Raw genomic sequence first — 26,808 nt, 5'->3', positions numbered from 1 at the left:
CTCCCGAGGGGTCAGGTGTCCAACATTCGGGGGGCAGTTCACGTAAGGGCGGAACCAATAGCCGCCGTAACCGCAGCAACGGATATGTACACAAACCTAAGAATCACTTAAAGAGATGTGTAGATACCTATGCTGCGATTGGCCCTATCAGGCAGCCCGAGGCGCCCTGACCAACCGCAACCCGGCAATCACCAAGGCAAACACCGCAAAATTGGTGTTGTACAACGCCAATGCCGGAATCCCGAACGCCAGCCCCAACACCGCCAAACCCCAACCGGCACGGCCTGGCAGTACAAACGCCAGCACCGAGGTGACCAGCGCCGCCCAGCCCATGACCTTGAAGTGGATCATCAAACCCAGGTTCGCCCGTAACTGGCACTCCCAGCGGCTGGCATCGTCAACGCAGATGCCCACCCACTGCCCGTCCTCCATAAACCCATAACGGGCGCCATAACTGGCAGCCAGCCATAACGGCAAGGCCAACAGCAGCAGGATCAGCGGCAAACGACGGGACATAAGGGCACTCCGATAGACGAAAACGGCGCCCAGCTTAATCTCCCCAGGGCCATTGGCAAGGGTTGCGCACAGATAACTATTCATCAAAGCGTGCCAAAGTGTATCGTCTGCATACTATTACCTCGATTCCTATGTTTTTTCCGATATTAAGTGCCGATGGCTGGCACTTCGGCGATAACGCGGTGGTCATAGCCTGCGAACTTCATTAAGCACGTTTCCTCTTAGGGATTTAGTCATGCTCCGTTCCTTGCGCTGCGCTGCCCTGTTGGGTGGCCTTTTTTTGAGTGCGTCAGCACTGGCGGTCGACGTCGACCCGGCCAGCTATGGCTATCCTTTGACCAACCCGTTCGAAGCGACCATCGCCACAACGCCACCGGACTTGCGGCCGGATTTGCCATCCATTGATGACATCAACCAATCCGACTACAACCTGAACATGCGCCCGGAGCGTGAATTCAGCCTGCCCGACAACTTCTGGGCGGTGAAGAAGCTCACCTACCGCATTGCCAAACAGGATCGCGCCGCGCCACTGATCTTCCTGATCGCCGGCACCGGCGCGCGTTTTGACAGCTCTCTCAACGAATACCTGAAAAAGCTGTACTACAAGGCCGGCTACCATGTCGTCCAACTGTCGTCGCCCACCAGCTTCGACTTCATCAGCGCCGCCTCGCGCTTTGCCACACCCGGCATCACCCAGGAAGACGCCGAAGACATGTACCGCGTGATGCAGGCCGTGCGCGCACAAAACGCCACGCTGCCGGTCACCGACTTCTACCTCACCGGCTACAGCCTGGGGGCGCTGGACGCGGCGTTCGTCGCCAAACTGGACGAGACACGACGCAGCTTCAACTTCAAGAAAGTGCTGCTGCTGAACCCGCCGGTCAACCTCTATACCTCCATCACCAACCTCGACAAGCTGGTGCAGACCGAGGTCAAGGGCATCAACAACAGCACCACCTTCTATGAGCTGGTGTTGAACAAGCTGACCCGCTACTTCCAGCAAAAGGGCTATATCGACATGAACGATGCCCTGCTCTACGACTTCCAGAACTCCAAGGAGCACCTGACCAACGAGCAGATGGCGATGCTGATCGGCACCTCGTTCCGCTTCTCGGCGGCCGATATCGCCTTTACCTCGGACCTGATCAACCGTCGCGGCCTGATCATCCCGCCCAAATACCCAATCACCGAAAGCACCAGCCTCACGCCGTTCCTCAAGCGTGCGCTGCAGTGTGATTTCGACTGCTACCTGACCGAACAAGTGATCCCGATGTGGCGCGCCCGCTCCGACGGCGGCAGCCTGCTGCAACTGATCGACCAGGTGAGCCTGTACGCCCTCGAGGATTACCTGCGTGACAGCCCGAAAATCGCCGTGATGCACAACGCCGACGACGTGATCCTCGGCCCTGGCGACCTGGGCTTCTTGCGCAAGACCTTCGGCGATCGCTTGACCGTCTACCCGCTGGGCGGCCACTGCGGCAACCTCAATTACCGCGTCAACGCCGACGCCATGCTGGAGTTTTTCCGTGGCTAAACATCTCCTGCTTCTTGCCGCCTTACTCTGTGCAGGCGTTGCCAACGCGGACAACAGCAAGGCTCATGCACCGACCGTGATCGACCAGGATGGCTTCAAGGAGCCCTTGAGCAAGCTCAAGTTCAACCCTGGCCTGGATCAGCGCGAGTTCGAGCGCTCGACCCTCAACGCCCTCAACGTCTATGACCCGCTGGAGTCGTGGAACCGTCGGGTGTACCACTTCAACTACCGCTTCGACCAATGGGTATTCCTGCCCGTGGTCGACGGCTATCGCTACGTCACCCCCAGCTTCCTGCGCACCGGGGTGAGCAACTTTTTCAACAACCTGGGCGATGTGCCCAACCTGATGAACAGCCTGCTGCAACTCAAGGGCCACCGCTCCCTGGAAACCACCGGCCGCCTGTTGGTCAACACCACTATCGGCATCGCCGGGCTGTGGGACCCGGCTACCGCCATGGGCCTGCCGCGCCAGAGCGAAGACTTCGGCCAGACCCTGGGCTTCTACGGCGTACCGGGCGGCGCCTACCTGATCCTGCCGATCCTCGGCCCATCGAACCTGCGCGACACCGGTGGCCTGCTCGTCGACTACACCGCCGAATCGCAGATCAACTACCTCAACGTGTCCGAGGTCAGCTCCAACCACCCGGAAATCTGGGCCCTGCGCGCAGTAGACAAGCGCTACCAGACCAGCTTTCGCTACGGCCAGATGAACTCGCCGTTCGAGTATGAAAAAGTGCGGTATGTGTATACCGAGTCGCGCAAGTTGCAGATTGCCGAATAACGTTACCCAGCGTGCAAAAAGGCCATCGAAACGTTCGATGGCCTTTTTTTTCGGCTGTCAGCAGCCCCCCCCTCGGAACCAGTTCGTACGCCCCTGCCACTTAAAGTCCAGGCCCCCATGCTGATAAGCCCGACCCAAAACAGGCTGACCGCACTCTGCCCACCTCGAACTTTCCAGTGGAACTTAAACATGACGATATCGGTTTCCCAACCCACCCTCACGGCACCCACCCTCGCCGCGCCCCCGACGGCTGAATCCCAAGCCTCAACAAAACCTCATCTGGACGCCCCCAGAGGCGCCTATGGCCGACCGCGCGGCGACAATCGCAGTGCAGGGCAAATCTTCAAGGACACCCCGATCCTCAAGGACATCCTCAAACAAGATGGTCCTTTTGCAAGCAACTTCATCAATCAGCTCAAACAGCAAACCGGCGATTGGAGCGCAGCCAACCGCGACCCCGAATCACGTGCCAATGCCGCCTATAACCTGGCTAAAGTGGCAACCTATATTGATGGCCGTGAAGACTTGGAGCGTCAGGGCCCAACCCAGCAAAACGATCAGCACGTACAGGGTTTTGGCCAGTTCGGCAGTGTTTCCGCAGGCTCGGAAGCGCAGCTGTTCAAGGCGTTCAGCGAAAAAGGCTACAGCGCGCTGCGGTAACGCCTAGCCCCTCAAGGCGCGCCACGCCTTGCTCGCTACAGACACCAGCGCCAGCACCACCGCCCCGGCGATGATCCCCGCGACGGCATTGAGCAGGGTCGGCACCAGCCAGGAGATGCCACCGATACTCTGGCTCACGCTTTCAATCCAGTGATGCACCGCGGGCACGCCGTGGGTGAGGATGCCGCCACCGACCATGAACATTGCCGCCGTGCCGATCACAGACAGGCCTTTCATCATGTACGGTGCGGTTCGCAGAAGTCCGTTGCCGATATCACGTACCAACTGGCCGGGCTTTTGCGACATCCACAGGCCCAGGTCATCGAGCTTGACGATACCGGCCACCAGGCCGTACACGCCGATGGTCATGACCAGGGCGATGCCCGACAGCACGATCACTTGCTGCATCAACGGCGCATCCGCCACGGTGCCCAGGGTGATCGCGATGATTTCGGCCGAGAGGATAAAGTCGGTGCGGATGGCGCCCTTGATCTTGTCCTTTTCGAAGGCCACCAGGTCCGTTGCCGGATCGGCCACGGCTGCGACCAACTGGGCATGTTCGGCCTGATCTTCGGCCTTGCTGTGGAGGAGTTTATGGGCGAGCTTTTCAAAGCCCTCGAAACACAGATAGGCGCCGCCGAGCATCAACAGTGGGGTGACCGCCCAGGGCGCGAAGGCGCTGATCAACAGCGCGGTGGGCACCAGGATCAGCTTGTTGATAAACGAACCCTTGGCAACCGCCCACACCACCGGGATTTCCCGCTCGGCGCGCACGCCGGAAACTTGCTGGGCATTGAGCGCCAAGTCATCCCCCAGCACCCCGGCGGTTTTCTTGGCGGCCATTTTTGTCATCAGGGCCACGTCGTCGAGGACGGCGGCGATGTCATCAATCAATACCAACAAGCTGCTTCCTGCCATGAATCGGACGTCCTTAATGTGGGATATTTCGCAGCATAGCGTGGTACAAAGCGTCGCGGGCAGATTCTTGAGGCCCGCGGATCGCCGGTGCTACCATGCGCAACCGCCTGTCCTGGCAAGGAATCATCTGGTCTATGAGCACCATTCGCGAGCGCAACAAAGAACTGATCCTGCGGGCAGCCAGCGAGGAGTTTGCCGACAAGGGCTTCGCCGCGACCAAAACCAGCGACATCGCCGCCAAGGCCGGGCTACCCAAACCCAACGTCTATTACTACTTCAAGTCCAAGGACAACCTCTACCGCGAGGTGCTCGAAAGCATCATCGAGCCGATCCTGGCCGCCTCCACCCCCTTCAACCCGGACGGTGACCCCAAGCAAGTGCTGAGCAGCTATATTCGCTCGAAGATCAGCATCTCCCGCGATCTGCCCTTTGCCTCGAAAGTGTTCGCCAGCGAAATCATGCACGGCGCGCCACACCTGAGCCCCGAGCAGGTGCAGCAGCTCAACGCCCAGGCCAAGCACAACATCGACTGCATCCAGAGCTGGGTCGATCGCGGCCTGATCGCCGCCATCGACCCCAACCACCTGATGTTCAGCATCTGGGCAGCGACCCAGACCTATGCCGACTTCGACTGGCAGATCTCAGCGGTGACCGGCAAGGCCAAGCTGGATGAGGCCGATTATGAAGCGGCGGCGCAGACGATTATTCGGTTGGTGTTGAAGGGGTGTGAGCCGGACTGAGGGACCGTGGTGTGGCCAAGATTAGAACTGTGCCAGACACAAAATGTATGAACAACGAAGATCCCATGTGGGAGCGGGCTTGCTCGCGAAAGTGCCCTCCCAGACACATCCTGCCAAAAGCCTGCCCATCAGCCTCAAACTCCTCGATCTAGCCTCTCAAGACCCCATCTGAAGAGAGGCAACGGAATGCCTGATCGAGCCACCTCACACCGCCTACGCATTGGCCGGTTCAGCGAAACCAACCGCATCTACCTAATCACCACCAACACCCACGAGCGCGTGCCGATCTTCAGCGATTTCCACCTGGGCCGCCTGGTGGTCTGGCAGTTCAGGCTTGCCCACTATCAAGGGCTGGCGAACTCTCTGGCCTGGGTGGTGATGCCCGACCACTTTCACTGGCTGATCGACCTGCAAAAGGGCTCCCTGGGGGACTTGATGTGCCAGGTAAAATCCAAAAGCACCCGTTCAGTCAATGGTGCCACTGGCCGCAAGGGAAGGCTTTGGCAAACCAGTTTTCATGATCGCGCGCTGCGCAAGGAGGATGATCTGGTGAAGATGGCTAGGTATGTGGTGGCCAACCCATTGAGGGCGGGATTGGTGGAGAGGATTGGCGACTATCCGTTGTGGGATGCAATTTGGGTTTAGGTTTAAGACCGAGTCGCCCCTATCGCGAGCAAGCCCGCTCCCACATTTTGACCGTGTTCACAGGTCAAAACGCGGGCTTGCTCGCGATGAGGTTCTTACAAGCCCCGAGAAATCAAGCACTCACCCCCGCATCCGCCAACAACCCCACCCCTTCAATCGCGCTGATCGCGCACTGCTCATCAATATCCGACGTATCCCCACTGATCCCGATCGCCCCCAGCACCACCCCCGCCGGGTCCCGGATCAACACGCCGCCCGGCGCCGGCACCACGCCGCCCTGCCCCAGGCTGTTCAGCGCGGCGATAAATGCCGGGCGTTGCTGGGCATCCAGGGCCAGCAGGCGCGAGCCCTTGCCCAGGGCAATCGCGCCCCAGGCCTTGCCGATAGCGATTTGCGGGCGCAGCAGGCTGGCGCCGTCTTCGCGTTGCAGGGTGATCAGGTGCCCGCCGCTGTCGAGCACCGCGATGGTCAGCGGTGCAGCGGCAATGGTGCGGCCAGCGGTGATGGCCTGGCTGACCAGGTTGACTGCGACTTTCAAGGTTAGAGCGCTCATGGGTGCCGTCCTTATCTTGTTATTGAGAAAGCCTTTGGGCTCTGAATGATCAGAAGCCGGATACAACAAATAGAACACAATAGATTTATTTTTTGTATACAATATTTCGAAACATACGCACCATACGTCGAAATAATCCCGCTAAAAAGCCTTCCGACGAATGCACAGGCGTGAGAATAAAATGGATTGACCTGCGCCGCTCGCCGTGAATACACTTTGAAGCAACACCACTTGTATACAATTACAAAACGCAAGAGGCACCAAAACCATGAGCAAAATGAGAGCAATCGAAGCCGCCGTTCTGGTGATGCGCCGTGAGGGTGTAGACACCGCCTTCGGTATCCCAGGCGCCGCGATCAACCCGTTGTATTCGGCCCTGCAAAAGGTCGGCGGCATCGATCACGTCCTCGCTCGCCACGTGGAAGGCGCTTCGCACATGGCCGAGGGGTATACCCGCACCAAGGCCGGCAATATCGGCGTGTGCATCGGCACTTCGGGCCCGGCGGGCACTGACATGGTCACCGGCCTGTACAGCGCCTCGGCCGACTCGATCCCGATCCTGTGCATCACCGGGCAAGCGCCCCGTGCCCGCATGCACAAGGAAGACTTCCAGGCCGTGGACATCACCAGCATCGTCAAGCCAGTGACCAAGTGGGCGACCACCGTGCTCGAACCTGGCCAAGTGCCGTATGCGTTCCAGAAAGCCTTCTATGAAATGCGCTCCGGGCGCCCCGGCCCGGTGCTGATCGACTTGCCGTTCGACGTGCAGATGGCCGAGATCGAGTTCGACATCGACGCCTACCAGCCACTGCCGTTGGCCAAGCCACTGGCCACACGCATCCAGGTTGAGAAAGCCCTGGCCATGCTCGACCAGGCTGAACGCCCGCTGCTGGTCAGCGGCGGCGGCGTGATCAATGCCGACGCCAGCGAGCTGTTGGTGGAATTTGCCGAACTGACCGGTATCCCAGTGATCCCGACGCTGATGGGCTGGGGCACCATCCCCGACGATCACCCGCTGATGGTGGGCATGGTCGGCCTGCAAACCTCACACCGTTATGGCAACGCTACGATGCTCAAGTCCGACGTGGTATTGGGCGTCGGCAACCGCTGGGCCAACCGTCACACCGGCTCGGTGGAGGTGTATACCGAAGGTCGCAAGTTCATTCACGTTGACATCGAGCCGACGCAAATCGGCCGTGTGTTCACCCCGGACCTGGGCATCGTGTCCGACGCCGGTGCCGCGCTGACGATGTTTATCGAAGTGGCCCGCGAGTGGAAAGCCGCCGGCAAGCTCAAGGACCGCAGCGCCTGGTTGCATGATTGCCAGCAGCGCAAAGCCACCCTGCACCGCAAGACCCACTTCGACAACGTCCCGGTCAAGCCGCAACGGGTGTACGAAGAGATGAACCAGGTGTTCGGCAAAGACACCTGCTACGTCAGCACCATCGGCCTGTCGCAGATTGCCGGTGCGCAGTTCCTGCACGTCTACAAGCCGCGCCACTGGATCAACTGCGGCCAGGCCGGCCCATTGGGCTGGACCATTCCGGCGGCACTGGGCGTGGTCAAGGCTGACCCAAGCCGCAAGGTGGTGGCGCTGTCCGGCGACTATGACTTCCAGTTCATGATCGAAGAGCTGGCCGTGGGTGCGCAGTTCAAACTGCCGTACATCCACGTGGTGGTAAACAACTCCTACCTGGGACTGATCCGCCAGGCCCAGCGCGGGTTTGAAATGGACTACTGTGTGCAGTTGTCTTTCGACAACCTCAACGCCCCGGAACTTAACGGTTATGGCGTCGACCACGTTGCCGTCGCCGAAGGCCTGGGTTGCAAGGCCCTGCGTGTGTTCGAGCCGGGCCAGATCCAGCCCGCGCTGCGCAAGGCCCAGGAAATGATCGAAGAGTTCAAGGTGCCGGTGATTGTCGAGATTATTCTGGAGCGCGTGACCAATATTTCCATGGGCACCGAGATCAACGCCGTCAACGAATTCGAAGATCTGGCACTGGTGGGCAACGACGCACCGACTGCCATTTCATTGCTCGATTAAGGAGAACCCCATGCCGCGTTTTGCCGCCAACCTGTCCATGCTGTTTACCGAACAGGACTTTCTCGCCCGCTTCAAAGCCGCCGCCGATGCCGGCTTCAGTGGGGTGGAATACCTGTTCCCCTACGAGTTCAGCTCCGCCGAAATCAAGGCACAACTCGACGCCCACGGCTTGACCCAAGTGCTGTTCAACCTGCCGGCCGGTGACTGGGCCAACGGCGAGCGCGGCCTGGCTTGCCACCCGGACCGGGTCGAAGAGTTCCGCGCCGGGGTCAACCTGGCCATCGCCTACGCCCAGGTGCTGGGCAATACCCAGATCAACTGTCTGGCGGGGATTCGCCCCGCCGGTGTGGATGACGCCACGCTGGAAAAAACCTTCGTCGCCAACCTCAAGTACGCAGCCGACAAGCTGCAGGCGGTGGGGATCAAGCTGGTGATGGAAGCGATCAACACCCGCGACATTCCAGGCTTCTACCTGAACAACACCGCGCAGGCCCTGGCGATTCGCGAACAGGTGGGCAGTGCCAACCTGTTCCTGCAGTACGACATCTATCACATGCAAATCATGGAAGGCGACCTGGCGCGCACCATGGCCACGCACCTGGATCAGATCAACCATATCCAGCTGGCGGACAACCCGGGACGCAACGAGCCGGGCACCGGGGAGATCAACTACCGGTTCCTGTTCGAACATCTGGATCGCATTGGCTATCAGGGGTGGGTCGGCTGTGAGTACAAGCCGTTGACCACTACCGAGGCTGGCCTGGGTTGGCTCAAGAGCCATAACGCCATCTGAGCAACCCCACAGGGGGCAGTGCCAGACCTGCACAACTAATAAAAAGAGGATTTCATCATGGCTAAAATCGGCTTTATCGGCACCGGCATCATGGGCCAACCCATGGCCGCGAACCTGCAGAAAGCAGGTCACCAACTGTTCCTCTCCGAGCACCACGGCAAGGCGCCCGCCGAGTTGATCGCCGCCGGTGCCGTGGCCCTGGCCAACCCGCAGCAAGTGGCCCAGGAAGCGGAATTCATCATCGTCATGGTGCCCGATACCCCCCAGGTCGATGACGTGCTGTTCCGCGCCGACGGTGTTGCCGCAGGCCTGTCGCCGAACAAAGTGGTGATCGACATGAGTTCGATCTCACCCACCGCCACCAAGGCCTTTGCCGCGAAGATCAACGCCACCGGCGCGCAGTACCTCGACGCCCCAGTGTCGGGCGGTGAAGTCGGCGCCAAGGCCGCGACCCTGAGCATCATGGTCGGCGGCGAGCCGCAAACGTTCGAACGCGCCCTGGCGCTGTTCCAGAGCATGGGCAAGAACATCACCCTGGTGGGCGGCAATGGCGATGGCCAGACCGCCAAGGTGGCAAACCAGATCATCGTGGCGCTGAACATCCAGGCGGTGGCCGAAGCACTGCTGTTCGCCGCAAAGAACGGTGCAGATCCGGCCAAGGTGCGCGAAGCGCTGATGGGTGGCTTCGCCTCGTCGAAGATCCTCGAAGTGCATGGCGAGCGGATGATCAAGGGCACCTTCGATCCGGGTTTCCGTATCAACCTGCACCAGAAGGATTTGAACCTGGCCCTGGCCGGCGCCAAGGAGCTGGGGATCAACCTGCCCAACACCGCCGGTACCCAGCAAGTGTTCAGTACCTGCACCGCGATTGGCGGCGGCAACTGGGACCATTCGGCGCTGATCAAGGGGTTGGAGCATATGGCGAATTTCTCGATTCGCGATAAGTAACCTCCCCTCTCGGAATGCAATCCCTGGTGGGAGCTGGTTTGCCTGCTCCCACATTTGGCCCTCATTCCACGCTTCAAACCCAATAACAAGAATCCGGGAGCCCGCTTATGTCGGTCGATCCGCAACACCTGCTTCGCGAGCTGTTTGCCACAGCCATCGACGCTGCCCACCCCCGGCAAGTCCTCGAACCTTATCTGCCCGCCGACCGCAGCGGCCGGGTGATCGTGATCGGCGCGGGCAAAGCCGCAGCCGCCATGGCCCTGGTCGTGGAAAACAGCTGGCAGGGCGAGGTTTCGGGCCTGGTGGTCACACGCTACGGCCACGGCGCACCCTGCCAGAAAATCGAAGTGGTCGAAGCAGCGCACCCCGTGCCGGATGCTGCCGGCCAGGCCGTGGCCAAGCGTGTGCTGGCGCTGATCAGCAACCTGGGCGAAGACGACCGGGTGATCTTCCTGCTGTCTGGCGGCGGTTCGGCCCTGTTGGCGTTGCCGGCAGCGGGTATCACCCTGGCCGACAAACAAGCCATCAACAAAGCCCTGCTCAAATCCGGCGCGACCATCGGCGAGATGAATTGCGTGCGCAAGCACCTCTCGGCGATCAAGGGTGGGCGCCTGGCCAAGGCCGCCTGGCCGGCCACGGTCTACACCTACGCGATTTCCGATGTGCCGGGCGACCAGGCCACGGTGATTGCCTCCGGCCCGACCGTAGGCGACCCGAGCACCTCGCAACAGGCGCTGGCGATTCTCAAACGTTACCAGATCGAAGTGCCGGCCTCGGTGCGCAGCTGGTTGCAGAACCCGGAATCAGAGACGGTCAAACCCGGCGACCCGTGCCTGGCGCGCAGCCATTTCCAATTGATCGCACGGCCGCAGCAATCCCTCGAAGCGGTGGCGGTGAAAGTGCGCCAGGCCGGTTTCAGCCCACTGATCCTCGGTGATCTGGAAGGCGAAGCGCGGGACGTGGCCAAGGTCCACGCCGGCATTGCCCGGCAAATCGTGCAGCACGGCCAGCCACTGGCGGCGCCCTGCGTGATCCTGTCCGGCGGCGAGACCACCGTGACCGTGCGCGGCAATGGCCGTGGCGGACGCAACGCCGAATTCCTGCTGAGCCTGACCGACAGCCTCAAGGGCCTGCCCGGCGTCTACGCCCTGGCCGGTGACACCGACGGCATCGACGGCTCCGAAGACAACGCCGGGGCAATCATGACCCCCACCAGCTACGCCCGCGCCGAGGCCCTGGGCCTGTCGGCCAGCGATGAGCTGGACAACAACAATGGCTACGGCTATTTCGCGGCACTCGACGCGTTGATCGTCACCGAGCCGACCCGTACCAACGTCAACGACTTCCGCGCCATTTTGATACTTGAGACTGCTGCCCATGACGCCTGACAAGAAGGTCAAAATCCTCGCCACCCTGGGGCCGGCCACCGACGGTATTGATGACATCCGCGAGCTGGTGGAAGCCGGGGTGAACATCTTTCGCCTGAACTTCAGCCATGGCGAGCACGCCGACCATGCCCAGCGCTACCAATGGATCCGCCAGGTTGAACGCCAGCTCAATTACCCCCTGGGGATCCTGATGGACCTGCAAGGGCCCAAGCTGCGGGTCGGGCGTTTCGCCGAAGGCAAGGTGCAACTGGTGCGTGGCCAGGCCTTGCGCCTGGACCTTGACCCGACACCGGGCGATCAGCGCCGGGTCAACCTGCCCCACCCGGAAATCATCAAGGCCCTGGAGCCGGGCATGGACCTTTTGCTGGATGACGGCAAGCTGCGCCTGCGGGTGATTACCAAGCATGCCGACGCGATCGACACCACAGTGTTGAATGGCGGCGAACTGTCCGACCGTAAGGGGGTGAACGTCCCACAAGCCTTATTGGAACTCAGCCCACTGACCGCCAAGGACCGCCGCGACCTGAGCTTCGGCCTGGAGCTGGGCGTGGACTGGGTGGCGCTGTCGTTTGTGCAACGCCCCGAAGATATCCGCGAAGCCCGCGAGCTGATCGGTGACAAGGCGTTCTTGATGGCGAAGATCGAAAAACCCTCGGCGGTGCGCTACCTGCAGGAAATCGCCGAGCTGAGCGATGCGATCATGGTCGCCAGAGGGGACCTGGGCGTGGAAGTGCCGGCCGAAAGCGTGCCGCAAATCCAGAAAGACATCATCAGCACCTGCCGCCAGCTGGGCAAACCGGTGGTGGTGGCCACACAGATGCTCGAGTCCATGCGCTTCTCGCCGGCCCCCACCCGCGCTGAAGTCACCGACGTGGCCAATGCCGTGGCCGAAGGCGCCGATGCGGTGATGCTGTCGGCCGAAACCGCGTCCGGTGAATACCCGTTGGAAGCGGTGCAGATGATGAGCAAGATCATCCGCCAGGTGGAGAACGGCCCGGACTACCAGACCCAACTGGATGTAAGCCGACCCAAGGCCGATGCCACGGTGTCGGATGCCATCAGCTGCGCGATCCGTCGGATCAGCAGCATCCTGCCGGTGGCGGTGCTGGTGAACTACAGCGAGTCGGGCAGCTCCAGCCTGCGTGCAGCACGGGAGCGCCCGGCGGTGCCGATCCTCAACCTCACGCCCAACCTGTCCACTGCGCGCCGCTTGAGCGTGGCCTGGGGTGTGCATTCGGTGGTCAATGACCGCTTGAGGCAGGTGGACGAGGTGTGTTCCACCGCGCTGGAAATCGCCCAGGCCCAAGGCATGGCACAGCGTGGGGATACCTTGTTGATCACGGCGGGGGTGCCGTTTGGGCAACCGGGGTCGACCAACTCGCTGCGCATTGAGACGTTGATCTAGCGTCTGTTCGGGCCTCATCACGAGCAAGCCAGCTTCCACATTTGATTGGGTTCGCCAATCAAAATAGGGGAGCGGGCTTGCCTGCGATAAGGGCAACTCGGTCTCCCTGACTCCCTCACCATGCCCAACCCAACCTGCCCCGACTGGGCCGAAGCCCTGCTCAACGGCTTCAGCCAGATATTCCTGCAACGCCACCCGCTGTGTGGCCTGCTCTGCCTGCTGGCGATCCTCACCTGCGCCCCGGCCCTGCTCGGCGGTGCGCTGCTGGGCGGGGTCGCCGGCCTGCTCACGGCCCAGCGCCGCGACTATCCCAAGGCCGAGCGCCAGGCCGGGCTCTATAGCTACAACGGCGTGTTGCTGGGATTACTGATCAGCCAGCATTTCGCCTGGTCGGCCTTGCTGCCGCCGCTGATCCTGGCCTGCGGCGGCCTGAGTGCGATCCTGACCCGGCAATGGGTCAAGCGCACGGGCCATGGCGATGACTTGCCTGCCTATACCGTGCCCTTCGTCGGGTTAGGCTGGCTGTTGCTCGGCACGGTCGCACCTGCCGCGCTGCCTATCACTACGCCGGACACCCTGGACTGGCTAAGCGCTCCGCTGATCGGCCTGGGGCAGATCGTGCTGCTGGATCAACCACTGGCCGGCGTGCTGATCGCCCTTGGCCTGCTGCTGGCCAGCCCTCGCGCAGCGCTGTGGGCCGTGGTGGGCGCCTGCAGCGGCATGGCACTCGGCCTGCTGCTCGACGACCGCGCTGGCGCCCTGCTCGGCCTGCACAGCTATAACCCGGCGCTTGCCGCCCTGGCCCTCAGCCAGTACCGACGCCAACCCTGGCTGCCCCTGCTCGGCATCCTCCTGGCATGCCTGCTTGCCCCAGGCTTCGCCGGCCTGCACCTGGCACCGCTGACTGCGCCGTTTATCCTCGCCTGCTGGCTGGTGCGCGCCACCCTGCGTCTGCGGCACCGGTCCAACATGGACAGCCCGTTCGAATCCCCCTAGGCTTCGCAGATCTTCGATTCAGGCGGACTTCATGGACAGTAACAACGACTGGCGCCAGCGGCTCTACGTCATGGTTTTCCAGAGCGACACGGCGGCCGGGCGGCGCTTCGACGGCATCCTGTTGCTGATCATCCTCGCCAGCCTGGTGATCGTGATGCTCGACAGCATCGACGTCGTGCACCAGAACTACGCCGATGTGCTGGCCTATATCGAGTGGGGCTTCACGCTGATCTTCGCCATCGAGTACGGCCTGCGCCTGTATTGTTCGCCCAAGCCATTGCGCTATGCCTTCAGTTTCTACGGGCTGGTGGACTTGCTGGCCATCGTCCCCGGCATCCTCGCCCTGTACTACAGCGACGCCCAGTACCTGCTGATTATCCGCATCATCCGCATGTTGCGGATCTTCCGGGTGCTCAAGCTCAGCCCGTACCTCAAGCAAGCCAACTACCTGATGTCGGCGCTGCGCGGCAGCAAGCAAAAGATCGTGGTGTTCCTGGTCAGCGTCTGCACCCTGGTGACGGTGTTCGGCACCCTGATGTACGTGATCGAGGGCCCGAAGCATGGCTTTACCAGCATACCCAAGGGCATCTACTGGGCCATCGTGACCCTGACCACCGTGGGCTTTGGCGACATCGTGCCCAAGACCCCGCTGGGCCAGGTGATCTCGTCGCTGGTGATGATCACCGGCTACTCGATCATCGCCGTGCCCACCGGGATCTTTACCGCCGAACTGGCCAACGCCATGCGCGGCGAGCAATTGCAACACGACTGCCCGGTGTGCAAGAAAAGCAGCCACGAACCCAACGCGGCCTTCTGTTCGCGCTGCGGCAACGGGCTCTATAAAAAAGTGGAATAAGCAAAGTACTTTTTAATCTTTAAGCGTCTATGCCACCGCGGCTATAGTCGTGGGCTATAAGCCACCACCTTCGCGAACAACAAGGAATGAGCAGTGAAAAAACTCGTTAGCGCTTCGCTCCTGGCCGCCGGCCTTGCACTGTCCATCGGCGCCCAGGCCGCCTCGACCACCCTGCTCAACGTCTCGTATGACGTGATGCGTGACTTCTACAAGGACTACAACGCGGCGTTCCAGAAGCACTGGCAAGCCGAACACCCGAACGACAAGCTGACCTTGCAGATGTCCTTCGGCGGTTCCAGCAAACAGGCGCGCTCGGTCATCGACGGCCTGCCGGCTGACGTGATCACCATGAACATGGCCACCGACATCAACGCCCTGGCGGACAACGGCAAACTGGTGCCCGACAACTGGGTCACCCGCCTGCCGAACAACAGCGCGCCATTCACTTCCGCCACCGTATTTATCGTACGCAAGGGCAACCCCAAGGCCCTGAAAGACTGGCCGGACCTGCTCAAGGATGGCGTACAGGTGATCGTGCCCAACCCCAAGACTTCCGGTAACGGGCGCTACACCTACCTGTCGGCCTGGGGCTATGTGCTGAAGAACGGCGGCGATGAAAACAAGGCCAAGGACTTTGTCGGCAAGCTGTTCAAGCAGGCGCCGGTGCTCGATACCGGTGGCCGTGCCGCGACCACCACGTTCATGACCAACCAGATCGGCGACGTGCTGGTGACCTTTGAAAACGAAGCGGAAATGATTGCCCGTGAGTTCGGCCGCGATCAGTTCGAAGTGGTTTACCCAAGCGTTTCCGCTGAAGCCGAGCCGCCGGTGTCGGTGGTCGACAAAGTGGTCGAGAAGAAAGGCACCCGTGCGGTGGCCGATGACTACCTGAAATACCTGTGGTCGGCCGAAGGCCAGGAAATTGCCGCCAACAACTACCTGCGTCCACGTGACCCAGCGGTGCTGGCCAAATACACCGACCGTTTCCCGAAAGTTGACTTCCTCTCGGTAGAGAAGACCTTTGGCGACTGGCGCACCGTGCAGAAAACCCACTTCAATGATGGCGGGGTCTTCGACCAGATCTACAGCGGTCAATAACTGACAAAACGCGTTCAAAAAATGTGGGAGCGGGCTTGCCCGCGATAGCGGTGTATCAGCCAGGTATTTCCAACCTGACACGCCGCCATCGCGGGCAAGCCCGCTCCCACACTGGGTTCTGCGCAAGGCATTAATGCCAGGCATGACTGAAATCATCAGTAACACTTTACCCCCTCCCTCGCCTACCCTTTACCCTTCACGCCATCCTTCCCCGTTTTAACGAGAACACCATGACCGCTACCTCACCCGCGACCGCCACCATGACCCGTGGCATGGTGCTGCTGTTTGCGTTCTGCTGCGGCGCCATCGTCGCCAACATCTACTACGCACAACCGATCATTGAGTTGATTGCCCCGGACATCGGCCTGACACCCGCCATGGCCAGCCTGATCGTGTCCCTGACCCAGATTGGTTATGCCCTGGGCCTGTTCTTTCTGGTGCCGTTGGGCGACCTGCTGGAAAACCGTCGGCTGATGATCATCACCACCGTGGTCGCCATCGCCAGCCTGTTGGGTGCGGCCTTTACCAAAGAGCCGAACCTGTTCCTGTTGGTGTCGTTGCTGATTGGCTTCAGCTCGGTATCAGTGCAGATCCTGATTCCCCTGGCCGCGCACTTGGCACCTGCCGAGTCCCGTGGCCGGGTGGTGGGCAGCATCATGGGTGGCCTGTTGCTGGGCATCCTGCTGGCACGGCCGGTGTCCAGCCTGGTGGCGGACCACTTCGGCTGGCGGGCGATGTTCATGGCCGCAGCCGCAATGATGGCCATTATCAGCGTGGTGCTGTTGTTGACCGTGCCCAAACGCCAGCCGGACCACAGCGCCAGCTATGGCCAGTTGTTGCGCTCGTTGGCCACTCTGCTGCGCGAGCAACCGTTGCTGCGCCAACGGGCGTTCTACCAGGGTTGCCTGTTCGCTGCCTTCAGCCTGTTCTGGACCGCCGTGCCCCTGGAACTCTCACGCAACCACGGCTTGAGCCAGAGCCAGATCGCCCTGTTTGCCCTGGTCGGTGCCCTCGGCGCCATCGCAGCACCGATCAGTGGGCGCCTGGCGGACGCCGGCCACACCCACCGTGCTTCGTTGCTGGCCATGTTGCTGGCGGCCCTGAGTTTTCTACCGGCGCTGGTACATCCGGCCTACAGCGTCATCGGCTTGATGGTCACGGGCGTGGTCCTGGACTTCTGCGTGCAGATGAATATGGTCCTCGGCCAGCGCACCATCTATGCCCTCGACGCCCACAGCCGCAGCCGCTTGAACGCGCTGTACATGACCAGCATCTTCATCGGTGGCGCCTTTGGCTCGGCGATTGCCAGCAGTGTGTATGAACACGGCGGCTGGCTTGGGGTGATCCTGGTGGGTAGCGCGTTCCCGTTGGTGGCCTTGCTGCGCTTCTTGAGTGTGTCCAGGGGCGCGTCGACCGTAAGAGCCTGAACCCATCAGGTGCCAACCCTCACCTACCGATGCCCTTGCCCTGCCTGGCCCTTCTCAAATAACCGAATGAGCCCCTGCAACAGCATGAGGGTACTCTGGAGCACACTCGTCAAGATCGCGAGTAGGGATTCAGCGGGAGCGGGTGCCGGCATAGGCGGTGGGGTCGGAGTCGGGGGCGGCACAGGGGTTGGCGCCGGGGTGGGTAAGGGGGCGGGCCCGGGGGTTGGCGTCGGTCCTCCCGTCACGATATCGGTGGCTTGGATTTTACCGGCAGTGGTCAATAGCAAGTCAGGTTTGCCGCTACCGTTCATATCAATCGCCAGACTGCCACGCCCCGTACGCGCGTCATAACCCAGCACGGCATTGCCTGGCTGCCCATTGAATTGACTGGAGAAGTTGAGGTGTTTGATACCGGCTTCTCTCAAGGCGCCAGAAACATCGACTTTGTCGGTGCCGCTGGTGAAATCCTCGATCAGGTCGGGGTTCTGCGGCGTGGATTCACTGGCCTTGTCGTAGACGAAGATGTCCGCCCCGCCGCCTCCGCGCAGCTTGTCTGCCCCCCTGCCCCCCTTGAGGCGATTGTCTGCATCATTGCCGGTCAGCACATCATTGCCTGCACCGCCGACGGCATTTTCCAGGGTCACGCCCTTGGCGATGGAAACATTACCTTTCATTCCCCCGACGTCCGAGAATGATTGCGCATTGAGGTTGATGTTTTGGTCCTGGGAATAGCCGGAGAAATCCAGGGTGTCGTTACCGCCGCCGTCCCAGACACAAAAAACCGCTGAGTCCGCAGCGCTCTTGATGCTCAGTACGTCACGCCCGGTATTGGAGTTGAACCCATAGGTCGTGTCTGTGTTGCGGGTAGTGTGGTTGGCACCATAAAGACGCTGAACCGCCGCGATGTCATACATCATGGGCACCGAGGGCATCCGCCCCTTGAAGTCATGACCCGCGTTCTTGTGCTCCGCCCAATAACTCATGACCGTACCGGCCCGGGTGTCCTGCGCAAACTTCGCATCCCGCTCGTACGATCCGCCACCGTTGTAGTCACCGGGATGCGCCAGCCCCAGGCAATGGCCTATCTCGTGAACCATCGTGGTGTGGAAGTAACTCCCCTCCTTGGGCGCATGTGAGGCACGCCGTGTACCGATCGTGGCTTTCGCCGCGGGATTGTGCCGTGTCGGCCCCCATGCCACGCCACTTTCCATGCGATGGGAGCCGGACACCTCTATAGATCCATCCGTCTTGCGGGCGTTCTCATGAAAACTGATGTTGGCCACGTCTTGCCAAGCCTCCATGGCCCGGCGAGCACAGGTTTTCTGCTGCTCGGTGAACCCCTGGAGCTTGTAGGAAACCTGCGTCTTGCCGTCCCCGTCCCGATCGTTAAAACGCGTACCGCTGCGCGTAAGATGCCCGGCAACCTGATCAGTACTGAGGGAGCGTTTCCCACGGGCAGACATGGGTTCCCTGGACGGCCCATGCATACCTTCAGGACAGCAGCCAGGATGAGCAGCAGTGTTGTTGATTTGACTCATGGCGATCTCCGATTCGATTAATAACTGGGATATCAGGGTCCAACTGCGCCGCCTTTCATCGCAGAAAGCCGTCTCGGTCCCCGTCATCCGTGCCTAATCTTTCATGCAGGAAATCACCCCGCCACCGGGGCTTTGAGTCTTATTGAAACGCTTTGGCCGCTTGTTCGGTTTACTGACAAAACACATGGATCCTTACAATCCCCAAGGGTTATGCCGTCTTGAAAAAGCCCATTCAACTTGCTGATGGCCCTTGGAAAACGCAAAAAAGACACACGTTTCTTAATCCAAATCCTCGCCGTCCCACGAAATATCCGCTCTACATTTTAGCTTCGACGCCCCACCACCGAACTCACCGATTTCAAGAACGCACCAACTTCTCCAGCGCCGCATCCGCCAGGAATGACGAGCGACTTTTGACCTTGTGCTCGCGCACATAACGGTCAATACGCTGGATCACATACCCCGGCAACGTGACATTGACCTTCTCGGTCTTGCCCAGGTAAGGCGAGATATCGAGCTCGAGCATCCCCCAGCCCATCCCGGCGTACTCCTCATTGCCGTGGTGCGTCGCCACCGAGGTCGGCATCGGAATCGCGCGGCCTTCGCCAGCCAGCTCCTGCAACAGGATGTGAGCCACTTCGACGGCGGCGTTGTAAGCCTCTTCAAAACTGTCCCCGGCCGTCACCGCGCCTGGAATATCAGGGATCTGGATACCGGTGGCGGTAAAGTCATCGCCCCATTCGATACAGATTGGGTATTGCATGAATATTCTCCTGAAAAAACCGACCTAGAACGAAAACAACCCGGCACGCTGCCGGATACTTCGCACGGTGCCCAAGGGCAGATCCTTCTTGGGATGGGGCACCGGTATCGTGGACGGGTTATAGCGATGGGTGAAAATGTGATGGCTGCCCATGACCCGATCCAACACCCAGCCCGCCTCTTGCAGTTCCTTGATCAATAGCCTGCTTTGCACCACAGCCTCCTTGCTCCGGCCCGAATAAAAATAACTCCAGAGTTACCTTTACTCAAGCACAGATTTTTCAGAGCAGACTGACGGTTGTTTTGCCGGATATTGAAAAGCCCCAGGCATGGAGCTAAAGCACCCGCCCATCCCAGCCCACCGTCACATGCGGTGGCAGTTCACCGCGATGCTGCAACAGCCAGGCATCCAGGGTGTGCCCGACGTGGGTCAGCACGCCAAGCTCGGCGCCGCACGCGTCGATGCATTGCAGGGCCAGGGTCAGGTCATTGTGATTGCGCGGCGCCTGGGGTTGCGGTGGCATGGAGCAGTCGATGACCAGTACGTCCAGAGGCTCGCGCCGCAACCAGTCGAGGGTCGCCGGGGGCAGGCCCGTGGTGTCGGTCAGGTAGGCCAGGCGCCGCCCCTGCCCTTGCAGCAGGTAGCCCAAGGTCGGCTTGGAGTGCTGCAGGGGCAACGCGGTGACCGTCAGTTCGCCAAACTGGCGGGTCTCGAACTCGGCGAAGGGCTGGCTGAAATCGAGGATGCCGGGATGCTTGTAGAGGTCCGACAGGCCCTCGGGGTCTGCCGGGCCATGCACCGGGATGATCAGGCCCTGGCCCCAGCGCAGGTGCAGCAGGCCCTGGGCGTGATCGGCATGGTAGTGGGTCTGCAGAATGCCGTTGAAGCTGCGTGGCGGGAAACGCTCGGTGAGGTCCGTCAGCCCGCTGTCGATCAACCAGCGTTGCTCACCGCACTCGATCAGCGCGCTGCACTCGCGGCGGCGCAGGCGTTCATCGCTGCGCGCCAGGGTGCAGGCCGCGCATTCGCAGCCATACACCGGGACTTGGCGGGCGTCGCCGGTGCCCAGCAGGGTCAGGCGCATGCCGAGTGCCCCTCCTCCAGGCAATCGAGCAACCGGGCGACGGTATGCACCAACGGCCCGGAGTTATCCAGCAGGAACACCCCAGGCGCAGCCTGCAGGCTGTCGCTGAACTGCGCATTGCGTGCCAGGCGCGCGTCGATGTCTGCCACTGACTCACGGCCCCGCGCCAGCAAACGCTGGCGCAACACCGCCTGGTCCACCGTCAGCAGCACCACCAACAGCGTCGGATAACGTGCGCGGGTCTGCGCCAGGTGGCCACGGGAGCCATTGACCAGCACATCGTCGCCGGCCGCCAGCCAGTCGTCGATCTGCCGTGGAATGCCATAAGACAGGCCATTGGCATGCCAACTGAGGGCAAAGCCGCCCTCGGCTTGCAGCGCGGCGAATTGCGCGGGGCTCACACCTTGGGCGGCCTCGCCCACCGCTTCCGCCGAACGGGTGATGACCCGTCGCACGATGCGGCAACCGCGCTCGGCCAATGGCCCGCGCGTGGCTTCCAACAGGCTGTCCTTGCCCGAACCCGATGGCCCGATGAGATAGATCAACCTGCCCACCATCAAAACACCCTCTTGGCTTGTCGCCAGACTTGTTGGACTACCGGCAGCCCGCCCTGGGCCCTGGCTTGCACCAGGTCCGCACGCAGGCCGACGGCAATTTCCCCGCGATCCTTGATGCCCGCCGCCTGTGCAGGGGCCAGGCTGATCATCTTGATCGCCTGGGGCAGATCGCAGTCATTGTCCTGGGCCGCCAGGGCAAAGGCCGCTGGCAACAGGCTGGCCGGGTAGTAGTCACTGGAAAGTATATCCAGCAATCCTTCAGCAGCCAGGCCGGCGGCGGCCACATTACCCGAGTGGGAACCGCCGCGCACCACGTTCGGCGCGCCCATCAGCACTTTCATCCCCAGTTGCCGGCAACCGCGCGCCGCTTCCAGGGTGGTGGGGAACTCGGCGATGTTCATTCCATAGCGCGCCGACTCCTCGACATGGGCCAGGGTCGCGTCGTCATGGCTGGCCACCGACAGGCCACGCGCCAGGCAATGCTCGACGATCGCGGCGCGGTAGCGGTCGCTGTAGGCCTTGGAGTTGGCCATTTGCAACAGCACGAACGCGTCCATGGTTTCATCATTCAAATGGTATTTGCCCATGTAGTACTCGCGGTACTTGGACTCCAGCACAAACTGGCGCTGGCCCGGCGAGTGGTCCATCACCGACACCAGTTGCACCAGCGGGTTTTCCACCAGATCGCGGAACACACTCAAGGTGTCCGGGTGGCACAGCTCGCAACGCAGGTGCAGGCGGTGTTCGGCGCGGGTCAGGCCGGCTTCCTGCGTCGAGGCAATGGCATTGAGCATCGCCGGCAGCTTCTGCATGCGATTGCCCTTGGGGTTCACGTCGCCGATGGACACCGCATCGAACACCGTGGTGATACCGGCCGCGATGATCTGCGCATCATGGCTGAGCACGGCCGAGGTCGATGGCCAGTCCACACCGGGGCGCGGGGTCATGTGCTTTTCCAGGTTGTCGGTGTGCAACTCCACCAGCCCCGGCAGCAGGAAATCACCGCCCAGGTCCTGGGCGTGGGGTAACTGGCTGCGGCCTTCGGCGAGGTCAACGATCACCCCGTCACGCAGCAGCACACTGCCGAGAAATACACGATCAGCAGTGACCAGTTGGGCATTGCTGAGGATCTGTTCAGCGGGCATCGGCGTAGTCCTCGTCGGTAATCACAGCGGGCGTCATGTCCAAATGGCGGTCAGCCACCGCCTCACGGGCGGCACGGTCATGGAAGATGCCAATCAGTGCGGCACCGCCGGCCTTGGCTTCGTTGATCAGTTCCAGGACAACCTGACGGTTGCGGTCATCCAGGGAGGCCGTCGGTTCGTCGAGCAACATCACCGGCCAGGCCACCATGAAGCCGCGCGCGATATTGACCCGCTGCTGCTCGCCCCCGGAGAAGGTGCCCGGCGCCAGTTGCCACAGGCGCCGGGGGATATTCAGGCGCGCCAGCAAATGCTCGGCACGGGCCTGGGCGTCAGCCTTCGTCCAGCCACGGGCCAGCGCGGGCTCCATCACCACATCCAGGCAGGCGACCCGTGGGATCACCCGCAAAAACTGGCTGACATAGCCCAGGGTCTGCTGGCGTACCTCAAGAACCTCCCGGGGTGCAGCGCCCACCAGCTCCAGCCATTGGCCGGCATGGCGCACGCGGATGCTGCCCCCGGCCGGCAGGTAGTTGCCATACAAGGTGCGCAGCAAGGTGCTTTTACCCGCTCCGGACTGGCCGTGCAGCACCAGGCATTCACCGCCCTGCACGCTGAACGCCACCCCGCGCAGCACGTTGAGCACCACGCCGTTCTGCTGGTGCAAGGTGAAGGTTTTCGAGAGGTCACGGACCTCGATCAAGGCATTCGTCATGGCTGCAATACCGAAGACACCAGCAGTTGAGAGTAAGGGTGCTGTGGATCGTCGAGGATCTGGTCCGTCAGCCCGGTTTCCACCACCCGCGAGCGGCGCATCACGATCAGGCGATCGGCCAGCAGGCGCGCCACCGCCAGGTCATGGGTGACGATCACCACCGCCAGGTCCAGCTCACGTACCAGGCCGCGCAGCAGGTCGAGCAGGCGCGCCTGCACCGACACGTCCAGGCCACCGGTGGGCTCATCCATAAACACCAGGCGCGGGCTGGAAACGAGGTTGCGGGCGATTTGCAGGCGCTGCTGCATGCCGCCAGAGAAGGTGCGCGGCAGGTCGTCGATGCGCTGCGGGTCGATCTCCACCTGGCCCAGCCAGTCCAGGCCGGCGCCGCGCAGTTGCTGGTAATTGCGCACGCCCTGGGCCATCAGGCGCTCGCCAATGTTGGCGCCGGCCGACACGCCCATGCGCAGGCCGTCGCGGGGGTTCTGTTCAACGAAGCCCCATTCGGTGCGCAGCAAAGTGCGGCGTTCGGCTTCGCTGGCGCTGTAGAGGTCCAGCCATTCGCCGTCCTTGCTGCGATAGCCGACGCTGCCGGCCTGGGGCGGCAAGCGCCCGCTCAGCAGCGAGAGCAAGGTGGATTTACCCGAACCGGACTCGCCGACAATCCCCAGCACCTCACCGGGGTACAGATCAAAACTCACGTCCTGACAGCCCTTCTCCAGGCCGTACAACAGGGACAGGTCGCGCACTTGCAATAAGGGCTGGCTCACTGGTTGTTCTCCTTGACCCGTTGGGCGCAGTACCAGGTGTCGGAACACACAAAACTCTGGGTGCCGGCGTCGTCGAGGATCAGTTCATCGAGGAACGAGTCATGGCTACCGCAGATGGCGCAGTGGTGGTCCCACGTCTGCACTTCAAAGGGGTGATCCTCGAAGTCCAGGCTGCTGACCTGGGTGTACGGCGGCACCGCGTACAGGCGCTTTTCGCGGCCGGCACCGAACAGCATCAGCGCCGGGCTCATGTCGAGTTTCGGGTTGTCGAATTTGGGGATCGGCGAAGGGTCCATCACATAGCGCTCGTCGACCATCACCGGGTAGGCATAAGCGGTGGCGATATGGCCGAAGGTGGCGATGTCTTCGTAGAGTTTTACGTGCATCACCCCGTAGTCGTTGAGGGCGTGCATGGTGCGGGTCTCGGTTTCCGAGGGCTCGATAAAGCGCAGCGGCTCGGGGATCGGTACCTGGTAGACCATGATCTGCCCGGCCTGCAGCGGGGTTTCCGGGATGCGGTGGCGGGTCTGGATCACTGTGGCGTCGGGGGTGGCTTCGGTGGTGGCGATACCGGCGGTGCGCGCAAAAAAGCGCCGGATGGACACGGCGTTGGTGGTGTCGTCGGCGCCCTGGTCGATGACCTTGAGCACGTCGTCGGCACCGAGGATCGCCGCCGTCAATTGCATGCCGCCGGTGCCCCAACCATAGGGCAGCGGCATCTCGCGACCACCGAACGGCACTTGGTAACCGGGAATCGCCACGGCCTTGAGCAAGGCGCGACGGATCATGCGTTTGGTCTGTTCGTCGAGGTAGGCGAAGTTGTAGGCGGCGTCATTCATGGCGGGTGCCCTCGGCCGGTTGGCGCAGTTTGCGGATCAGTTCCAGTTCGGCCTGGAAGTCCACGTAGTGAGGCAATTTGAGGTGCGAGACAAAACCGGCGGCCTCAACGTTGTCGCAGTGGGCCAGCACGAATTCTTCGCGCTGGGCCGGCGAGACAATCTCTTCGCTGTACTCCTCGGCACGCAGCGAGCGGTCCACCAGAGCCATGCCCATGGCCTTGCGCTCGGCATGCCCGAACGCCAGGCCATAGCCGCGGGTGAACTGCGCCAACTCGGTGGCCGAGCCGACAAACTGGTTGACCATCTCGCACTCGGTGACTTCGATGCTGCCCAGGCAGATGGCAAAGCCCAGTTCTTCAGGATCGACCCATACCTCGACTTCACCGATGCGAATCTCCCCGGCAAACGGGTGATTGCGCCCATAGCCACGCTGGGTCGAATAGCCCAGCGCCAACAGAAACCCTTCATCGCCGCGAGCCAGGGCCTGCAGGCGCTCGGCACGGCTGGCAGGGAACTCCAGCGGGTCGCGGGTGATATCGGCGACGCTGGCGTGGTCGTCGGCTTCGTGCTTGATCAAGCCCTCTTTGGCCAGCAACCCCAGCACCCGTGGACACGGTTCGAGGCGCGCATCCGCCGTGGTCTGCGGGCCTGGATACTCACCCTCGGCCAGCAGCGCGAAATCCAGCAGGCGATGGGTGTAATCGAAGGTCGGGCCGAGCAACTGGCCGCCGGGCACGTCCTTGAAGGTGGCTGACAACCGTCGGCTCAACGACATCTGCGCGGTGTCGATCGGCAGGCTCGGGCTGAAGCGCGGCAATGTGGTGCGGTAGGCGCGCAGCAGGAAGATCGCTTCTACCAGGTCCCCCGCCGCCTGCTTGATCGCCAGTGCCGCCAGTTCTTCGTCGTACAGCGAGCCTTCACTCATCACCCGCGCCACGGCCAGGGGCAGTTGCTGGCGGATCTGCTCGACACTCAGTTCGGGAACCGCCGTATCGCCCCGGCGTTTTTTCGCCAGCAGGCGGTGGGCATTGTCGATGGCCTGTTCGCCACCCTTGACGGCTACGTACATCAGGCGTGCTCCTGTGTGATGCGGCTGCTGCGCGGCAGGCCGAGCAGGTGATGGCCGGCGCTGAACAACACGTCCAGGCCACGGGGGAAGGCCTCGCGGCGCTGGCGCTCCAACCAGAAAGCCGACGGCACCGGCACCTGCACCCGGCGCTGGGCCTGGATGCCCGGGCCGCGCCAGAGCAAGGCGCGCCCGGCCTCCAGGTCGCTAAGCTGGACCAGCAAGGTGCAGGACTGGTCGGGGTAGCGATCATTGCCGTGATCGAAGCCGCTGAGGTCGAGCAGGTCCGGCTCGCCGAGCAAGGCAAACGCGGCCTCCTCCCGACGCGCAACCAACGGGCAGCCGCAGTGGAAGGCCAGGTTGGCGCGGATCAGTGGCGTGTCGAACGCCGGTGCCAGCCATAGCGGCGTGTCGACATCCAGCAGCGCCAGGCACAAGGCATAGGTGGCGGGCGCCAGGCCATCGAGGTGTGGGGCTGCCGGCAGGTGCTGGATCAAACCCGGTTCGGCCAAGGCCTTGAGCGCCGCGCGAAAACTGCGCTGGGCATCCAGCACCGGGTCGACAAACGCCGGCTGCAATAATTGAGCGTGCATCAGTTTTCTCCTCGCACCAGGGTGAAGAACTCGACCTTGGTCGCCGCAGTGTCGGCTTCTTTTTGCGCGCGGCGCCGGGCTTGGGCCTGGGCCAGTGCGCTGATCAAATCGCTGAGCCACGGGCTCGGTTGCGCGTTTTGCAGATGGGCATCGGCCAGGGCCGCCAGTTCGGCGTGGACCTTGTCGCGCCCGGCCAGGTAGCTGTAGCCGGTGCGGCCATCGGCCAGGCGCACCACACAGCGGGTCACCGTCATTTCACCGACGTTGAACGGCGCGCCATTGCCACCCATGCGCCCACGCACCAGGGTCATGCCGATTTCCGGGGCGCGGATCAGTTGGTACTCGGCGTCCTTCAATGCCGCTTCGTGGGGTTGCAGTTCATTGAGCTGGGCGCGGGCAAGTACGCCAATCCAATGCTGACGCGGGGACAGATTCATCG

29 protein-coding genes are annotated in these 26,808 nt (G+C 62.0%); 14 read left to right on the top strand and 15 right to left on the bottom strand.

Annotation, left to right across the window (positions count from 1 at the left end):
* Positions 1 to 147: 147 nt before the first annotated feature.
* The gene (locus HU773_RS08770) at positions 148 to 516 is read right to left on the bottom strand and encodes a hypothetical protein (protein WP_057958979.1); all 369 of its coding nucleotides are present in this window, start codon (positions 514 to 516) and stop codon (positions 148 to 150) included.
* 235 nt (positions 517 to 751) lie between these two features.
* On the opposite strand from HU773_RS08770, the gene HU773_RS08765 reads away from it, so the two are divergent.
* The 3 genes from HU773_RS08765 (at position 752) to HU773_RS27375 (ending at position 3,491) form a co-directional block, all read left to right on the top strand.
* Complete coding sequence (locus HU773_RS08765; protein WP_057438855.1) at positions 752 to 2,050, top strand: serine/threonine protein kinase; 1,299 nt, start codon at positions 752 to 754, stop codon at positions 2,048 to 2,050.
* Positions 2,043 to 2,831, top strand: coding sequence for an MlaA family lipoprotein (locus HU773_RS08760; RefSeq protein WP_057958978.1), 789 nt, complete (start codon positions 2,043 to 2,045; stop codon positions 2,829 to 2,831). The genes HU773_RS08765 and HU773_RS08760 overlap by 8 nt, the downstream gene beginning before the upstream one ends.
* Positions 2,832 to 2,948: 117 nt before the next feature.
* A complete protein-coding gene (locus tag HU773_RS27375) occupies positions 2,949 to 3,491 on the top strand; it encodes a hypothetical protein (protein WP_189691285.1) in 543 nt (180 codons plus the stop codon).
* A gap of 3 nt (positions 3,492 to 3,494) precedes the next feature.
* Here HU773_RS27375 and HU773_RS08750 read toward each other — a convergent pair whose 3' ends face one another.
* Positions 3,495 to 4,409: a DUF808 domain-containing protein gene (locus HU773_RS08750; protein ID WP_186625971.1), complete on the bottom strand. Its 915-nt coding sequence runs from the start codon at positions 4,407 to 4,409 to the stop codon at positions 3,495 to 3,497.
* A 134-nt stretch (positions 4,410 to 4,543) separates the two neighbouring features.
* Between HU773_RS08750 and HU773_RS08745 the strand changes: the two genes are divergently transcribed.
* Together HU773_RS08745 and HU773_RS08740 are read left to right on the top strand one after the other, a co-directional pair.
* The gene (locus HU773_RS08745; RefSeq protein ID WP_057438851.1) at positions 4,544 to 5,149 is read left to right on the top strand and encodes a TetR/AcrR family transcriptional regulator; all 606 of its coding nucleotides are present in this window, start codon (positions 4,544 to 4,546) and stop codon (positions 5,147 to 5,149) included.
* A 186-nt stretch (positions 5,150 to 5,335) separates the two neighbouring features.
* Positions 5,336 to 5,794 carry an REP-associated tyrosine transposase gene (locus tag HU773_RS08740; RefSeq protein ID WP_170059858.1) on the top strand — a complete coding sequence of 153 codons (459 nt, stop codon included), beginning with the start codon at positions 5,336 to 5,338 and terminating at the stop codon, positions 5,792 to 5,794.
* 112 nt (positions 5,795 to 5,906) lie between these two features.
* Here HU773_RS08740 and HU773_RS08735 read toward each other — a convergent pair whose 3' ends face one another.
* Positions 5,907 to 6,347 (bottom strand): GlcG/HbpS family heme-binding protein, encoded by a 441-nt coding sequence (locus HU773_RS08735; protein ID WP_057438850.1) that lies wholly within the window; start codon positions 6,345 to 6,347, stop codon positions 5,907 to 5,909.
* A gap of 268 nt (positions 6,348 to 6,615) precedes the next feature.
* Here HU773_RS08735 and gcl point away from each other — a divergent pair, with 268 nt between their 5' ends.
* The 9 genes from gcl (at position 6,616) to HU773_RS08690 (ending at position 17,302) form a co-directional block, all read left to right on the top strand.
* A complete protein-coding gene (gcl, locus tag HU773_RS08730; RefSeq protein WP_057438849.1) occupies positions 6,616 to 8,391 on the top strand; it encodes a glyoxylate carboligase in 1,776 nt (591 codons plus the stop codon).
* Between the two features lie 10 nt (positions 8,392 to 8,401).
* Entirely contained in the window at positions 8,402 to 9,184 is a 783-nt protein-coding gene (gene hyi / locus HU773_RS08725; RefSeq protein WP_057438848.1) for a hydroxypyruvate isomerase, read from the top strand.
* A 57-nt stretch (positions 9,185 to 9,241) separates the two neighbouring features.
* Positions 9,242 to 10,132: a 2-hydroxy-3-oxopropionate reductase gene (locus HU773_RS08720; RefSeq protein ID WP_057958974.1), complete on the top strand. Its 891-nt coding sequence runs from the start codon at positions 9,242 to 9,244 to the stop codon at positions 10,130 to 10,132.
* 107 nt (positions 10,133 to 10,239) lie between these two features.
* Positions 10,240 to 11,520, top strand: coding sequence for a glycerate kinase type-2 family protein (locus HU773_RS08715; protein WP_120732266.1), 1,281 nt, complete (start codon positions 10,240 to 10,242; stop codon positions 11,518 to 11,520).
* A complete protein-coding gene (gene pyk / locus HU773_RS08710) occupies positions 11,510 to 12,925 on the top strand; it encodes a pyruvate kinase (RefSeq protein ID WP_057958973.1) in 1,416 nt (471 codons plus the stop codon). The genes HU773_RS08715 and pyk overlap by 11 nt, the downstream gene beginning before the upstream one ends.
* A 120-nt stretch (positions 12,926 to 13,045) precedes the next feature.
* On the top strand, positions 13,046 to 13,921 hold the full coding sequence (locus HU773_RS08705; protein ID WP_169990455.1) for an urea transporter: 876 nt from the start codon (positions 13,046 to 13,048) through the stop codon (positions 13,919 to 13,921).
* Positions 13,922 to 13,952: 31 nt separating this feature from the next.
* On the top strand, positions 13,953 to 14,777 hold the full coding sequence (locus tag HU773_RS08700) for an ion transporter (protein ID WP_186625970.1): 825 nt from the start codon (positions 13,953 to 13,955) through the stop codon (positions 14,775 to 14,777).
* A 93-nt stretch (positions 14,778 to 14,870) separates the two neighbouring features.
* Positions 14,871 to 15,875, top strand: a complete 1,005-nt coding sequence (locus HU773_RS08695) for a sulfate ABC transporter substrate-binding protein (RefSeq protein WP_169990453.1) — start codon at positions 14,871 to 14,873, stop codon at positions 15,873 to 15,875.
* A 230-nt stretch (positions 15,876 to 16,105) separates the two neighbouring features.
* Positions 16,106 to 17,302 carry an MFS transporter gene (locus HU773_RS08690; RefSeq protein WP_057438842.1) on the top strand — a complete coding sequence of 399 codons (1,197 nt, stop codon included), beginning with the start codon at positions 16,106 to 16,108 and terminating at the stop codon, positions 17,300 to 17,302.
* A gap of 23 nt (positions 17,303 to 17,325) precedes the next feature.
* Here HU773_RS08690 and HU773_RS08685 read toward each other — a convergent pair whose 3' ends face one another.
* The 12 genes from HU773_RS08685 to phnG all read right to left on the bottom strand — a co-directional run bounded on the left by HU773_RS08685 (position 17,326) and on the right by phnG (position 26,806).
* Positions 17,326 to 18,840: a M10 family metallopeptidase C-terminal domain-containing protein gene (locus HU773_RS08685; RefSeq protein WP_178118158.1), complete on the bottom strand. Its 1,515-nt coding sequence runs from the start codon at positions 18,838 to 18,840 to the stop codon at positions 17,326 to 17,328.
* A gap of 358 nt (positions 18,841 to 19,198) precedes the next feature.
* Positions 19,199 to 19,603, bottom strand: a complete 405-nt coding sequence (locus HU773_RS08680) for a type II toxin-antitoxin system HicB family antitoxin (protein ID WP_057438841.1) — start codon at positions 19,601 to 19,603, stop codon at positions 19,199 to 19,201.
* A gap of 24 nt (positions 19,604 to 19,627) precedes the next feature.
* The gene (locus tag HU773_RS08675; RefSeq protein ID WP_057438840.1) at positions 19,628 to 19,816 is read right to left on the bottom strand and encodes a type II toxin-antitoxin system HicA family toxin; all 189 of its coding nucleotides are present in this window, start codon (positions 19,814 to 19,816) and stop codon (positions 19,628 to 19,630) included.
* 121 nt (positions 19,817 to 19,937) lie between these two features.
* Entirely contained in the window at positions 19,938 to 20,687 is a 750-nt protein-coding gene (gene phnP, locus HU773_RS08670) for a phosphonate metabolism protein PhnP (protein WP_057958969.1), read from the bottom strand.
* Positions 20,678 to 21,244: a phosphonate metabolism protein/1,5-bisphosphokinase (PRPP-forming) PhnN gene (gene phnN / locus HU773_RS08665; RefSeq protein ID WP_186625969.1), complete on the bottom strand. Its 567-nt coding sequence runs from the start codon at positions 21,242 to 21,244 to the stop codon at positions 20,678 to 20,680. The genes phnP and phnN overlap by 10 nt, the downstream gene beginning before the upstream one ends.
* Complete coding sequence (locus HU773_RS08660; protein ID WP_057438838.1) at positions 21,244 to 22,389, bottom strand: alpha-D-ribose 1-methylphosphonate 5-triphosphate diphosphatase; 1,146 nt, start codon at positions 22,387 to 22,389, stop codon at positions 21,244 to 21,246. Before HU773_RS08660 ends, phnN begins: the two co-directional genes overlap by 1 nt.
* Positions 22,379 to 23,101, bottom strand: coding sequence for a phosphonate C-P lyase system protein PhnL (gene phnL / locus HU773_RS08655; RefSeq protein ID WP_120732262.1), 723 nt, complete (start codon positions 23,099 to 23,101; stop codon positions 22,379 to 22,381). Before phnL ends, HU773_RS08660 begins: the two co-directional genes overlap by 11 nt.
* Positions 23,098 to 23,907, bottom strand: a complete 810-nt coding sequence (phnK, locus tag HU773_RS08650; RefSeq protein WP_120734408.1) for a phosphonate C-P lyase system protein PhnK — start codon at positions 23,905 to 23,907, stop codon at positions 23,098 to 23,100. Before phnK ends, phnL begins: the two co-directional genes overlap by 4 nt.
* A complete protein-coding gene (locus HU773_RS08645; RefSeq protein WP_057438836.1) occupies positions 23,868 to 24,710 on the bottom strand; it encodes an alpha-D-ribose 1-methylphosphonate 5-phosphate C-P-lyase PhnJ in 843 nt (280 codons plus the stop codon). The genes phnK and HU773_RS08645 overlap by 40 nt, the downstream gene beginning before the upstream one ends.
* Positions 24,703 to 25,779 carry a carbon-phosphorus lyase complex subunit gene (locus HU773_RS08640; protein ID WP_115127681.1) on the bottom strand — a complete coding sequence of 359 codons (1,077 nt, stop codon included), beginning with the start codon at positions 25,777 to 25,779 and terminating at the stop codon, positions 24,703 to 24,705. The genes HU773_RS08645 and HU773_RS08640 overlap by 8 nt, the downstream gene beginning before the upstream one ends.
* On the bottom strand, positions 25,779 to 26,369 hold the full coding sequence (phnH, locus tag HU773_RS08635; protein ID WP_169876547.1) for a phosphonate C-P lyase system protein PhnH: 591 nt from the start codon (positions 26,367 to 26,369) through the stop codon (positions 25,779 to 25,781). Before phnH ends, HU773_RS08640 begins: the two co-directional genes overlap by 1 nt.
* The gene (gene phnG / locus HU773_RS08630) at positions 26,369 to 26,806 is read right to left on the bottom strand and encodes a phosphonate C-P lyase system protein PhnG (protein WP_057438833.1); all 438 of its coding nucleotides are present in this window, start codon (positions 26,804 to 26,806) and stop codon (positions 26,369 to 26,371) included. The genes phnH and phnG overlap by 1 nt, the downstream gene beginning before the upstream one ends.
* Positions 26,807 to 26,808 lie beyond the last annotated feature (2 nt).

Origin of the sequence: Pseudomonas shahriarae, assembly GCF_014268455.2 — a bacterium.
Lineage (GTDB): Bacteria > Pseudomonadota > Gammaproteobacteria > Pseudomonadales > Pseudomonadaceae > Aquipseudomonas > Aquipseudomonas shahriarae.
Note: the sequence above shows the minus strand (reverse complement) of the source record. Positions and strands in the feature narration are given on the sequence as shown.

Excerpts from the sequence above, each read along its gene's own strand:
- HU773_RS08770 (WP_057958979.1), bottom strand. The coding sequence starts at position 516 with ATGTCCCGTCGTTTGCCGCTGATCCTGCTGCTGTTGGCCTTGCCGTTA.
- HU773_RS08765 (WP_057438855.1), top strand. The coding sequence starts at position 752 with ATGCTCCGTTCCTTGCGCTGCGCTGCCCTGTTGGGTGGCCTTTTTTTG.
- HU773_RS27375 (WP_189691285.1), top strand. The coding sequence starts at position 2,949 with ATGCTGATAAGCCCGACCCAAAACAGGCTGACCGCACTCTGCCCACCT.
- HU773_RS08750 (WP_186625971.1), bottom strand. The coding sequence starts at position 4,409 with ATGGCAGGAAGCAGCTTGTTGGTATTGATTGATGACATCGCCGCCGTC.
- HU773_RS08745 (WP_057438851.1), top strand. The coding sequence starts at position 4,544 with ATGAGCACCATTCGCGAGCGCAACAAAGAACTGATCCTGCGGGCAGCC.
- HU773_RS08740 (WP_170059858.1), top strand. The coding sequence starts at position 5,336 with ATGCCTGATCGAGCCACCTCACACCGCCTACGCATTGGCCGGTTCAGC.
- HU773_RS08735 (WP_057438850.1), bottom strand. The coding sequence starts at position 6,347 with ATGAGCGCTCTAACCTTGAAAGTCGCAGTCAACCTGGTCAGCCAGGCC.
- gcl (WP_057438849.1), top strand. The coding sequence starts at position 6,616 with ATGAGCAAAATGAGAGCAATCGAAGCCGCCGTTCTGGTGATGCGCCGT.
- hyi (WP_057438848.1), top strand. The coding sequence starts at position 8,402 with ATGCCGCGTTTTGCCGCCAACCTGTCCATGCTGTTTACCGAACAGGAC.
- HU773_RS08720 (WP_057958974.1), top strand. The coding sequence starts at position 9,242 with ATGGCTAAAATCGGCTTTATCGGCACCGGCATCATGGGCCAACCCATG.
- HU773_RS08715 (WP_120732266.1), top strand. The coding sequence starts at position 10,240 with ATGTCGGTCGATCCGCAACACCTGCTTCGCGAGCTGTTTGCCACAGCC.
- pyk (WP_057958973.1), top strand. The coding sequence starts at position 11,510 with ATGACGCCTGACAAGAAGGTCAAAATCCTCGCCACCCTGGGGCCGGCC.
- HU773_RS08705 (WP_169990455.1), top strand. The coding sequence starts at position 13,046 with ATGCCCAACCCAACCTGCCCCGACTGGGCCGAAGCCCTGCTCAACGGC.
- HU773_RS08700 (WP_186625970.1), top strand. The coding sequence starts at position 13,953 with ATGGACAGTAACAACGACTGGCGCCAGCGGCTCTACGTCATGGTTTTC.
- HU773_RS08690 (WP_057438842.1), top strand. The coding sequence starts at position 16,106 with ATGACCGCTACCTCACCCGCGACCGCCACCATGACCCGTGGCATGGTG.
- HU773_RS08685 (WP_178118158.1), bottom strand. The coding sequence starts at position 18,840 with ATGAGTCAAATCAACAACACTGCTGCTCATCCTGGCTGCTGTCCTGAA.
- HU773_RS08680 (WP_057438841.1), bottom strand. The coding sequence starts at position 19,603 with ATGCAATACCCAATCTGTATCGAATGGGGCGATGACTTTACCGCCACC.
- phnP (WP_057958969.1), bottom strand. The coding sequence starts at position 20,687 with ATGCGCCTGACCCTGCTGGGCACCGGCGACGCCCGCCAAGTCCCGGTG.
- phnN (WP_186625969.1), bottom strand. The coding sequence starts at position 21,244 with ATGGTGGGCAGGTTGATCTATCTCATCGGGCCATCGGGTTCGGGCAAG.
- HU773_RS08660 (WP_057438838.1), bottom strand. The coding sequence starts at position 22,389 with ATGCCCGCTGAACAGATCCTCAGCAATGCCCAACTGGTCACTGCTGAT.
- phnL (WP_120732262.1), bottom strand. The coding sequence starts at position 23,101 with ATGACGAATGCCTTGATCGAGGTCCGTGACCTCTCGAAAACCTTCACC.
- HU773_RS08645 (WP_057438836.1), bottom strand. The coding sequence starts at position 24,710 with ATGAATGACGCCGCCTACAACTTCGCCTACCTCGACGAACAGACCAAA.
- HU773_RS08640 (WP_115127681.1), bottom strand. The coding sequence starts at position 25,779 with ATGTACGTAGCCGTCAAGGGTGGCGAACAGGCCATCGACAATGCCCAC.
- phnH (WP_169876547.1), bottom strand. The coding sequence starts at position 26,369 with ATGCACGCTCAATTATTGCAGCCGGCGTTTGTCGACCCGGTGCTGGAT.
- phnG (WP_057438833.1), bottom strand. The coding sequence starts at position 26,806 with ATGAATCTGTCCCCGCGTCAGCATTGGATTGGCGTACTTGCCCGCGCC.